Below are 10,679 nucleotides of genomic sequence, written 5' to 3'. Positions count from 1 at the left end.
GTCCCGGCCTGGCCGGGACCCACTTCGCCGTGCGGCGGGAAAGGCGCGCCGACGTGCCGCGCAGCCCCCGCGCCGGTAGCTCCACCGGCCCACAAGGCCACCCGACTGGTCGCCGAACCACCCGCACCACCTCTACGGAAAGTAGAGACCCGGCGCCCGCCCCACGTCGCGCCTCACCCGTTCGGCCCACAACCCCGCCTACTCACCGCGAGAAACCGAGTCGATCACTGGGCCAGACGCGCCCACCTTACGTGAGAGCGGTTTCACGCCCGACAGATTGGTCCATACCTCTTGGCGTAAGTCCACACGGGATCGGTCGTACCGCGCACGACCGACATGACAAGAGGAGTTCCGAATGTCAACACCCCGGTTCCTGAAGCGCGCCGGAGTGGCCGTGGCCGCACTGGTCGCCACCACCGGCGCACTGGTGCTCCCCGCCACGACCTCGTCCGCCCAGCCGTCCACATCGGACGCGTCCTTCGTGGTGAGCGAGGCCCAGTTCGACCAGATCTTCCCCGGCCGCAACAGCTTCTACACCTACAGCGGCCTGACCGCCGCGCTCGACGCCTACCCCGGCTTCGCCGGCACGGGTGACGACACGGTGAAGAAGCAGGAAGCCGCGGCGTTCCTGGCCAACGTGAACCACGAGACGGGCGGCCTCGTCCACGTCGTGGAGCAGAACCAGGCCAACTACCCGCACTACTGCGACGCCGGTCAACCCTACGGCTGCCCCGCGGGCCAGGCCGCGTACTACGGCCGCGGGCCGATCCAGCTCAGCTGGAACTTCAACTACAAGGCGGCCGGGGACAACCTCGGCATCGACCTGCTCGGCAACCCCTACCTCGTCGAGCAGGACGCGGCCGTCGCGTGGAAGACCGGTCTCTGGTACTGGAACACCCAGACCGGCCCCGGCACGATGACCCCGCACGACGCGATGGTCAACGGCCGCGGCTTCGGTGAGACCATCCGCAGCATCAACGGTTCCATCGAGTGCAACGGCGGCAACCCCGCGCAGGTGCAGAGCCGGATCGACAAGTACACGCAGATCACCGGCATCCTCGGCGTCCCGGCGGGCGACAACCTGTCCTGCTGACCCGAACGCGGTGCGAGGGCCTTCCCCGATCTCCTCGGGGAAGGCCCTCACGCGTCCTGTCAGGTGACCTCACAGTGCGGCGCTTAAGGTGTCCTTCGTGGACGTTGTCGTGGTCGGGGCGGGGATAGCGGGTCTCTCGTGCGCACGGGCACTGGCGGAGGGCGGGGCACGGGTTCGCGTCCTCGACCGCGGCCGTGTCGTGGGCGGCCGCTTGGCCAGCAAGCGCATCGACGGCCGGTACGCCGACATCGGTGCCGCCTACCTGGTCGCCGACGACCCCGCGTTCGTCGCGCAGACCGAGTCGTGGCGGGCGCGCGGTCTCGCCCGTCCCTGGACCGACACCTTGCGCGTCCACCCCGGCGGCACGGACGCGCGGGGTCCCGTGCGGTGGGCCGCTCCCGGCGGGTTGCGCAGCCTCGCCGCCGATCTCGCCGACGGGCTCGACGTCCGCCTGTCCACCCCGGCCGAGTCCGCCGACCAGGACGCGGACGCGGTGGTGCTGGCCATGCCCGGGCCCCAGGCCCTGAGGCTGTCCCCGCCGCCCGCGATCGCCGCCGCCGCGGCCGCGCAGCGCTGGCGGCCGGTGATCGCCGCGGTCCTCACCTACCCGGCCCGCACGTGGACCGCGTTCCGCGGCGCGTTCGTCAACGACCACCCGCTGCTCGCCACCGTGTGCGACGACGGCGACCGCCGCGGCGACGACGCCCCGGTCCTCGTCGCCCACTCCACCGCCGACCTGGCCGCCGCGCACCTGGACACACCCGAGGGAGCCGGTCCGGTCCTCGCCGCGGCCGTGGGGGACCTGCTCGGCATCACCGCCTCGCCGCGGGTCCAGGTGCACCGGTGGACCTACGCCCAGCCCGAACAGGCGACCGAGGCCCCGTACGCCCACGAGGGCCGGGTGTGGCTGTGCGGCGACGCGTTCGGCCGGCCCCGCGTGCAGACGGCCTGGCTCTCCGGCCGCGCCGTGGCCGACGCCGTGCTCGGCACAACGCTCTGAGGCGATCGCGCCGCACCGGCTGGCCATCTCGCCGGCTCCCGGACGACGACTGGTGAGCGAGGCGGGCACCAGAGGGCACGGATCAGGATCCGTTGGGGAACGTGCACGGAGACACTCGATCGGCGCACGCAGTTCGAGCCACCAGGACAGGTCACCGGCGACGAAAGCGAACCCCTCGGCCTGATGCGGGCGCACGCGAACCGACGACAGGACTGGAGCGACCGCATGATCGACCGGGCTGGGCAGCCGAACCGGACGAAGGTCTCCCCCGACCACGAGGCCGAGATCCTCGACCTGCACGCGCACCAGGACCCCGACCGCAACCGGATCACCCCGGTGCTGCACCTGCCCCCGGACGTGGCGCTGCACGTGGTGGACGCGCTCGCGGGCCTGGTCCGCGACGCGCACGAGCGCGCCGTGGAGGTGGCGCCCGGAGAGCTCGAGCTCGCGCAGGAGTTCGAGGAGGGCGACGTGTACCTGCTCGAGCCGCCGTTCGAGGGGTACTTCGCGGACCGCTACCTCATGGACTTCCACGACACGGCCGAACGCGGCATCTGCTCCCGCATGCACCTGCACATCGGTCTGCGGTTCGTGCGGATGATGACCGGGCCCGGCACCACCATCCGGGTGTCCAGCCTGTCCCCGATCACCGTGCGGGACGTCCCGAGCTGGACCACTCCGCTCAGGGCGTTCGTCGACGCGCTCCCGGACGTCCCCGGCGGCGGCCACGTCGACCGGTACAACGTGATCGTCCCGGAGAACTCCTGGGTGGACATGCAGATCCCGCGCGACGTCTCCCACCAGTTCACCGCCGCGGGGCCGAACGCCGTGATCGACTCGGTGCACCCGGAGGAGTCCTTCGAGACGCTGCGCGAGGGGATGTCGGGCTACCGGATGATGGCCCAGACCATCTTCCTCTCGGAGGCGAAGAGCGCGTCGGAGACGTGCGCGGACGTGCTCGTGCCGTCGGCCGGGCGCTGACGCCGCCCCTGGCCGGTACCGCAGTGCCGGTCCGGGGCGGCACCGCGGCGAGCACCGCTTCTTCCTCGTTCTGCGACCCGCGGAGACGGTTGCAGGTAACCGGCACCTACCGCGCGGCCGCGTGCCGGAGTTCGGGCTGCGGCGTGAGCGGCGGTGTTCTCGTCGGGGTCAGCTGGACCAGCACGATGGCCCCGACGAGGATCGCGGCCCCCAGCAGCTGCAGGGGCGAGAGCGTCTCGCCGAGGAACAGGAACCCGAGCGTCGTGGCGATGATCGGGCTGCAGAAGCCGAGGAACGACAGGCCGATCGCCGGGACGCGGTCGGTGCCGCGGAACCAGACGGTGTAGCCGAAGAGCGAGCCGAGCACGACCAGGTAGCCGAAGCCCAGCGCGTTGGTGCCGGTGATCGTGCTCGGCAGGCCCTCGACCAGGAACAGGGCGGGCAGCAGGACGAGGCCGCCGGCGGTGAGCTGCCAGCCGGTGAACAGCAGCACGTTCACCCCCTCGGGCCGACGCCACCGCTTCGTCAGCACGACCCCCGACGCCATGCTGACCGCGCCTCCGATCGCGGCGAGCACGCCGACCAGGTCGAGCTGTGCCGTGGCCTTCAGCACCAGCAACGCGACGCCCGCGGTGGCGGCGAAGCAGGCGAGCACGTGGGGAAGGCGGACGCGGTCGCCCAGCACCAGCGCGGCCAGCACCAGCATGACCACCGGCTGGACCGACCCCACCAGCGCAGCGACCCCGCCGGGCAGGTGGTAGGCGGAGACGAAGAGCAGGAAGAAGAACGCGCCGATGTTGAGCGTCCCGAGCACGAGGGCGCGCCACCACCAGAGGCCCCTCGGCAGGATCCGCCCGAACAGCAGCAGGACCAGGCCCGCCGGCAGCGCGCGGACCACCGCGGCCAGCAACGGCCGGTCGGGTGGCAGCAGCTGCGTCGTGACGATGTAGGTGCTGCCCCAGACCACGGGCGCGAGCGCCGTGACCGCCGTGTCGGCAAGTAGTCGGTTGTCCTTCACGTCTCCCTCGCGACTCGTGGGCGGCGAGCTCACCGCCTCGACGCCTCGCCGCCACGCTGCGGGTGACGAGGACCGAGTCCACTTCTACCCGGCCCTGTTCGAGCGGCGGTCGCTTATCGCCAGTATTTGGCTGTTGCAAATCATGTGCGACAGCCTTCGCGGAGCCGGCCCGCCGAGGAGGACTCGCGACTTCTAGTCGCCCAGCCACGAACCGGCGCAGACCGCCACCACGGACACCGCGAGCACCACCCAGGTCACCCGGACCTTGACCGCCAGCCGCCTGGCCGTCCGCGGCGTGGAGGGTTCCGCCCTCCCCAGTCCGGCCGCCAGCAGGAAGACGACCGACCCCAGCAGCAGCGAAGCCCCTGCCAGGAGCAGGGCGTTGCCCACACCGGACATCGCGGATCACCACCTCGTCACCGGGATCGAAAGCCGAGCCCGCTCGTGCACCGTCACCGGGCGCGCTCGGAGCAGTCGCCAGACTATGGCTGTTGCGAACAGGTGGCGACAATCCGTGCCGCAGAGCACGCAATGCCCGGCGCGGACACGTCCGGGTGCGTGCGGCGGAGATCCCCGAGCGGCGGTCCCGCCCGGAGCGGGGTTCGCGGCGGCTGCTCTCCGCGGCCGGTGGCAAGGTGGGGGGATGAGTCCGCGAACTGGTCTCGCCCGCGTCCTCGACGACCTCGGCACCACGCTGATCGACCTCGTGCGGGGCGACCCCGGCCAGGCCGCCGACATCGGTGGCGTGGTGATCCACGACCCCGACGACGACCAGGCGCTGCCCGCGTCGGCGCTCGTGCTGGGCGTGGGGGTGCGCGAGCCCGCCGAGCTCCTCGCGCGACTGGGGCGGGAGGGGGCCGCGGCACTCGTCCTGCGGGCTCCGGTCGTCGTCACCGAGGAGGTCGCGGCCGCCGCCGACCGCTCCGGTGTGGTGCTGCTCGGTCTCGCGCCCGGCGCGTCGTGGACGCAGCTCGCCGCGATGCTGCGGTCGTTGCTGGCCGAGGGTGAGGTCGACACGTCCGAGACGCTCGGCGGCGTGCCGGCCGGTGACCTGTTCGCGCTGGCCAACGCGGTCGCGTCGCTGATCGACGCGCCGGTGACGATCGAGGACCGCAGCTCGCGGGTGCTCGCGTTCTCGGGGCGGCAGGACGAGGCCGACGCCTCGCGGGTCGAGACGATCCTCGGCCGGCGGGTGCCCGCGCGGTTCTCGCAGCTGCTGGAGGCGCGCGGGGTGTTCCAGCACCTCTACCGCAGCGACCAGCCCGTCACGATCGAGGGAGCCGACTCCGCCGACGGCTTCGTGCTGCCCAGGGTCGCGGTGGCGGTGCGGGCGGGCGACGAGTTCCTCGGCTCGATCTGGGCCGCGGTCCGCGCGCCGCTGTCCCCCGACTCGTCCCGGGCGTTCTCCGACGCCGCCAAGCTCGTGGCGTTGCACATGATGCGCCAGCGGGCGGGTGCGGACGTCGAACGGCGGCTGCGCGCCGACCTGGTCTCCACGGCGGTGGAGGGCGGCGCGGGTGCGGCGGAGGCGGTGCGGCGGCTGGGGCTCGCGGACCAGTCGTGCGTCGTGCTGGCCCTGGCGCTCGCGCACTCCCACGGCGACGACCCCGCCTCGCACGCCCGGCTGCTCGCCGAGCGCCAGCAGGTCGCCGACGCGTTCGCGATGCACCTGACGGCCGTGCACCCGCGCGCCGCCGCCGCGCTGATCAGCGACGTCGCCTACGCGATCCTGCCCGCCGAGACGGAGGACAGGGCGCTGCGGATCGCCCACGACTTCCGCCACCGCATCGGCGACCAGGTGCTGGTGGGCGTCGGCCCGCTCGCGGACGGCCTGACGCTCGCGCGGTCGCGGGCCGGGGCGGACCTGGTGCTGCGGGTGCTGCGCGCCGGCCGGTCGCCGCGGCCGGTGGCGCGCGTGTCCGACGTGCACAGCGAGGGCCTGCTGCTGGAACTGTCGGACCTCATCGCCGAACGCGGCGACACCCTGAGCGGCCCGGTCGCCCGCCTGATCGACTACGACCGCCGGCACAACGCCTGCCTCGTCGAGACGCTGAACGCGTGGCTCGACGCGTTCGGGGACGTGACGGCCGCGTCCGCCGCCGTCTTCGTGCACCCCAACACGTTCCGCTACCGGCTGCGGCGGCTGTCGGAGGTCGGCGAGATCGACCTCACCGATCCGAACGCGCGGTTCGCGGCGATGCTGCAACTGCGGCTGTGGCGGCCAGATGCCGCTGAGCCAGCGCGACGAACGCCTCCGTCGACGGGTGCGGCGCCGCCGCCGGCCAAGCGAGGTGCACGGTGATCGGATCGGCGTCGGCCAGCGGCAGGTAGGTCACGCCGGGGTGCGGGTTGTGGTGGCTGGTGCCCGCCGCCGTGACACCGACGGTCGTCCCGGTCGCGATCGAGGTGAGCCACTCGACCACGCCCGGCACGTCGACCGTGCGCGGCCGCGACCCGGCGGGCCACAGGTCGGCCGAGGTGGTCGCCGCCGTCTCGCACACCGCGACGCACTCCCCCACGAGGTCGTCCAGCACCAGCGCGGTGCGGGAGGCCAGCGGGTGGTCGTCCGCGACGGCCGCGACCCTGGGTTCCTCGATCAGCGCGACGTGGCCGAGGCCCGCGCCGGACGCCCCGGACCGCAGCACCGCCACGTCCGCGTCGCCCCTGCGCAGCGCCGCCTCCGGGTCGTCGGAGCGGCGGATGCGGACCAGCACGTCCGGGTGCTCGGCGCGCCACTCGCGCAGGAACGGGATCGTGAACCGGCCGAGCGCGGCCCAGGCGAACGTGAGCCGCAGGGGCTGCGGCCGCACGGCTTCGGCCAGCGCCGAGTCCAGCGAGGTCAGGATGCGGTGGCTGTGCTCCCACAGCCGGTGGCCCGCGTCGGTCAGGGCGACGTGGCGGGTGGTGCGGTCGGCCAGGCGCACGCCCAGCCGCTTCTCGAGCTGGTCGAGCGTGCGGGACAGCGCGGGCTGCGTGACGTGCAGCGCCCTGGCCGCCGCGGTGATCGAACGGTGGTCGCCGATGGCGGCGAGCGCCCGCAGGTGACGCAGCTCGACATTCATGACCGCTGATCATAAGTGCTGCACGAACGGCATTTCCCCCGCCGGGAACGCGCGCTTAGCGTCGACGGCATGAGGATTCTGCTCGTAGGAGCCACCGGCACGCTCGGCACCGCGCTGCACCGGGGGCTCGCCGACCGCAGGCACGACGTCGTCACCGTCTCCCGCACGGGCGGTGACCTGCAGTACGACGTGACCGACCCGGCCCAGGTCGCCGACCTCTACCAGACCGTCGGCCAGGTCGACGCCGTCGCGATCGCCGCGGGCAGCGTGCCGTACCGGCCGGTCGCCGAGCTCACCGCCGACGACTACCAGGCGGGCCTGACCGGCAAGGTGCTGTCGCAGGTGTCGCTGGTCCGGGAGGGGCTGACGCACGTCACGGAGTCGTTCACGCTGATCACGGGTGTGCTGGCGCGCGAACCGATCGTCACCGGCGCCGCCGCGTCGATGGCCAACGGCGCGCTGGAGTCGTTCGTGCGCGCGGCCGCCATCGAGATCGCACCGCAGCGCATCAACGCCGTGAGCCCGACCGTGTTCACCGAGTCGTTGGACGTCTACGGCGACTTCTTCCCCGGCATGAAGCCGGTGCCGCTGGCCGACGTGGTGCGGGCCTACGTCCGGTCGATCGAGGGACGGCAGACCGGGCAGGTCTACGTGCCCTGAACACTCACCCGGCCCAGCAGCCGGTCGACCACCTCCGGCAACGGGCGCGCGCCCGCGCTCTCCAGCCACAGCGCGATGCCGGTGCGCACGGTGGACAGGAACGCCGACGCCATCAGCCGGGCCACCTCCTCGTCCGGTTCCCGCAGGACCAGCACGGCGGTCAGGTCGCGTTCGAGTGCGACCTGGTCGCCTGCTTGGCGTGCGATCAGGGACGGGTGCCGGCGCAGCAGCCGCAGCTGGGCCATCCACTCGACGTCGGGGACGGGCCGGGCGCGGTAGAGCTCCGCCGTGGACGCGCGCAGCGCCTGCCACGCGCCCTCGGCCGCGGGCCGCGCCGCCACCAGGGCCACGAGCGCCCTCGTGCGCTCGCGGTCGGCGTCCACGACGGCGTCTTCCTTGCTGGTGAAGTAGTTGGAGAACGTCCGGCGCGACACGCCCGCCTCGTCCGCGATGTCCTCGACCGTCACGCCGTCGAGACCGCGCTCCATCGCCAGGCGCAGCGCCGCCCCGGCGAGCGACCGCCTGGTCACCGCCTTCTTGTGCTCGCGCCGAGTGGTGAGGGTCTCCATGCACCCAGCGTAGCGGTGGAGTAAGTTTCCCATTGCGCAAATTTGCACGACGCGCAAGAATTGCAGGGACGAAGGGGCGGGACGTTGAAGATCGAGACTCAGGCGATGGGGCACCGGCAGGTGCTGGAGTCGCTGTCCGGGTTGCTGCTCGCACTGTTCGTGGCCATGGTCAGCTCCACGGTGGTCTCCACCGCGCTGCCCCGCATCATCGGCTCGCTGAACGGCACGCAGACCCAGTACACGTGGGTGGTCACCGCCACCCTGCTCACGGCGACGGCCACGACCCCCATCTGGGGCAAGCTCGCCGACCTGTTCAACAAGAAGACGCTGGTCCAGGTCGCGATCGTGATCTTCGTGATCGGCTCGCTGATCAGCGGCTTCGCCCAGGACACCGGGCAGCTCATCGCCGCCCGCGCGTTCCAGGGCATCGGCGTCGGCGGCCTGCAGGCACTGGTGCAGGTCGTGATCGCCGCGATCATCCCGCCGCGGGAGCGCGGCCGCTACAACGGCTACCTCGGCGCGGTCATGGCCGTCGCCACGGTCGGCGGCCCGCTGCTGGGCGGCCTGATCGTCGACGTGTCGTGGCTCGGCTGGCGCTGGTGCTTCTGGGTCGCCGTGCCGATCGCCGCGATCGCGTTCGTGGTGCTGCAGGCGACGCTGAAGCTCGAGACCAGGCGCCGCGAGAACGTGAAGATCGACTACCTGGGCGCCGCGCTGATCGCCGCGGGCGTGAGCGTGCTGCTGATCTGGGTGTCGTTCGTCGGCAACTCGTTCGACTGGCTGTCGTGGCAGACCGGCGCCATGGTCGGCGCGGGGATCGTGCTGCTCGGCGCGGCCGTCGCGGTCGAGCGCCGGGTGAGCGAACCCGTGGTGCCGCTGCACATCGTCGTCCAGCGCACCCCGGCACTGGCGATCATCGCGAGCCTCGCGGTCGGCATGGCCATGTTCGGCGGCGCGGTGTTCCTCGGCCAGTACTTCCAGATCGGCCGCGGCTACTCCCCCACCGAGGCGGGTCTGCTGACGATCCCGCTGATGGCCGGCGTACTCGTGTCGTCGACGATCTCCGGCCGCCTGATCAGCCGCACCGGCAAGATCAAGCCCTACATCGTCGCGGGCACGATCACCCTCGTGGTGGGCTTCCTCGGCCTGGGCATGGTCGACCACGCCACGGCGCTGTGGATCGTCGGCGTCGCGATGGCCGTGGTGGGCATCGGCGTCGGCATGACCATGCAGAACCTGGTGCTGGCGGTGCAGAACAGCGTGCCGCTGAGCGAACTGGGCGCGGCCAGCGCGTCCGTCACGTTCTTCCGGTCGCTGGGCGGCACGATCGGCGTCTCGGTGCTCGGCGCCGTGCTCGCCAACCGCGTGACCGCCGACCTGTCCGCCGCGCTGCACGTGCCCGCGGGCCAGTCGACCGGCAGCACCAGCGCACTGAACCTGAGCGCCCTGCCGCCGCAGGTGCAGACGGTCGTGCACACCGTCTACGGCGACGCGACGGCGCACATCTTCCTGATCTCCGCCGCGGTGGGCCTGATCGGCGTGGTGGCGGCACTGCTGCTCAAGCCGATCACGTTGCGCACGACGATCGATCTCGAGAAGAAGGAAGCAGACTCGGCTGTCGCTCGTTGACCGTTGAGGGGGAACCGTGAGCGCCGGTGTGAACGCATTCGAGTCCACAGTGGACTCCTTTGGTCCCGCTCCCCGCCCGTCGGCGCGGACCATCCTGGTCGGCGTGGACGGCTCGGACACCGCGATGAGGGCAACCGCGGCGGCGTTCGGCCTGGCCCGCCGCCAGGGCGCCCGCCTGGTGGTCGCCTTCGTGGCGTGCCACTCGACCCTGGCGGCGCTGAGCCCGGCGGTGGCGTCGGTGTTCGAACACGAGGCCACCGCGAAGCTGCACGCCGAACTGGCGGGCCAGATCCGGTCCGCGGCGGAGGAGCTAAACGTGCCCGTGACGTTCGTGAAGACGTTCGGCGACCCGGTCACACTGCTGCGCGACTCCGCCGACCAGTGCCAGGCCGACATGGTGGTGGTAGGCGCGTCGCAGCAGACGGGCCACCGGTTCGCCGGGTCGGTGGCGACGAGGCTGATCCGGTCGGGCCACTGGCCGGTCCTGGTGGTGCCGTAACCAGGCCTCGGGCAAGCCGAAGGCGAGCAGCGAAGCCGAAGGCGAGCAGCCCCTTGGCTTTTGAGCGAAGCTCTCAGCGGTGGGTGCCCCGTCACGAGTCGCACCTCAGCTCTTGCTGCACGTGGAGGGGGATGTCAAACGGCCACGCTTTTCGGCCGTTTGACATCC

10 protein-coding genes and 1 pseudogene are annotated in these 10,679 nt (G+C 72.2%); 7 read left to right on the top strand and 4 right to left on the bottom strand.

Going from position 1 to position 10,679, the window contains the following annotated elements; translation table 11 throughout:
- Positions 1–355: 355 nt before the first annotated feature.
- The 3 genes from ACFWGZ_RS34585 (at position 356) to ACFWGZ_RS34575 (ending at position 3,074) form a co-directional block, all read left to right on the top strand.
- Positions 356–1,093 carry a chitinase gene (locus tag ACFWGZ_RS34585; protein WP_382455792.1) on the top strand — a complete coding sequence of 246 codons (738 nt, stop codon included), beginning with the start codon at positions 356–358 and terminating at the stop codon, positions 1,091–1,093.
- A 97-nt stretch (positions 1,094–1,190) separates the two neighbouring features.
- A complete protein-coding gene (locus tag ACFWGZ_RS34580; RefSeq protein ID WP_382455791.1) occupies positions 1,191–2,093 on the top strand; it encodes an NAD(P)/FAD-dependent oxidoreductase in 903 nt (300 codons plus the stop codon).
- A gap of 225 nt (positions 2,094–2,318) precedes the next feature.
- Positions 2,319–3,074: a hypothetical protein gene (locus tag ACFWGZ_RS34575; protein ID WP_382455790.1), complete on the top strand. Its 756-nt coding sequence runs from the start codon at positions 2,319–2,321 to the stop codon at positions 3,072–3,074.
- Between the two features lie 106 nt (positions 3,075–3,180).
- Here ACFWGZ_RS34575 and ACFWGZ_RS34570 read toward each other — a convergent pair whose 3' ends face one another.
- Entirely contained in the window at positions 3,181–4,092 is a 912-nt protein-coding gene (locus tag ACFWGZ_RS34570) for an EamA family transporter (protein WP_382455789.1), read from the bottom strand.
- Positions 4,093–4,284: 192 nt separating this feature from the next.
- Positions 4,285–4,491 carry a hypothetical protein gene (locus tag ACFWGZ_RS34565; protein WP_382455788.1) on the bottom strand — a complete coding sequence of 69 codons (207 nt, stop codon included), beginning with the start codon at positions 4,489–4,491 and terminating at the stop codon, positions 4,285–4,287.
- Between the two features lie 244 nt (positions 4,492–4,735).
- On the opposite strand from ACFWGZ_RS34565, the gene ACFWGZ_RS34560 reads away from it, so the two are divergent.
- The gene (locus ACFWGZ_RS34560; RefSeq protein ID WP_382455787.1) at positions 4,736–6,394 is read left to right on the top strand and encodes a PucR family transcriptional regulator; all 1,659 of its coding nucleotides are present in this window, start codon (positions 4,736–4,738) and stop codon (positions 6,392–6,394) included.
- Here ACFWGZ_RS34560 and ACFWGZ_RS34555 read toward each other — a convergent pair.
- Positions 6,375–7,154: pseudogene (locus tag ACFWGZ_RS34555) on the bottom strand (LysR family transcriptional regulator); the annotation flags it as partial. The gene ACFWGZ_RS34560 and the pseudogene ACFWGZ_RS34555 sit on opposite strands and share 20 nt — an antisense overlap.
- 69 nt (positions 7,155–7,223) lie before the next feature.
- On the opposite strand from ACFWGZ_RS34555, the gene ACFWGZ_RS34550 reads away from it, so the two are divergent.
- Positions 7,224–7,814, top strand: coding sequence for a short chain dehydrogenase (locus ACFWGZ_RS34550; protein WP_382455786.1), 591 nt, complete (start codon positions 7,224–7,226; stop codon positions 7,812–7,814).
- Here ACFWGZ_RS34550 and ACFWGZ_RS34545 read toward each other — a convergent pair.
- Positions 7,802–8,383, bottom strand: coding sequence for a TetR/AcrR family transcriptional regulator (locus ACFWGZ_RS34545; protein WP_382455785.1), 582 nt, complete (start codon positions 8,381–8,383; stop codon positions 7,802–7,804). The genes ACFWGZ_RS34550 and ACFWGZ_RS34545 overlap by 13 nt on opposite strands.
- 105 nt (positions 8,384–8,488) lie before the next feature.
- On the opposite strand from ACFWGZ_RS34545, the gene ACFWGZ_RS34540 reads away from it, so the two are divergent.
- Together ACFWGZ_RS34540 and ACFWGZ_RS34535 are read left to right on the top strand one after the other, a co-directional pair.
- Entirely contained in the window at positions 8,489–10,012 is a 1,524-nt protein-coding gene (locus ACFWGZ_RS34540) for an MDR family MFS transporter (RefSeq protein ID WP_382455793.1), read from the top strand.
- 16 nt (positions 10,013–10,028) lie between these two features.
- Positions 10,029–10,511 (top strand): universal stress protein, encoded by a 483-nt coding sequence (locus ACFWGZ_RS34535; RefSeq protein WP_382455784.1) that lies wholly within the window; start codon positions 10,029–10,031, stop codon positions 10,509–10,511.
- Positions 10,512–10,679: the final 168 nt, after the last annotated feature.

The sequence above is a fragment of the Lentzea sp. NPDC060358 genome (assembly GCF_042725365.1).
Lineage (GTDB): Bacteria > Actinomycetota > Actinomycetes > Mycobacteriales > Pseudonocardiaceae > Lentzea.
The sequence above is the reverse complement of the archived record's forward strand: the minus strand, read 5'-3'. Positions and strand labels throughout refer to the sequence as shown.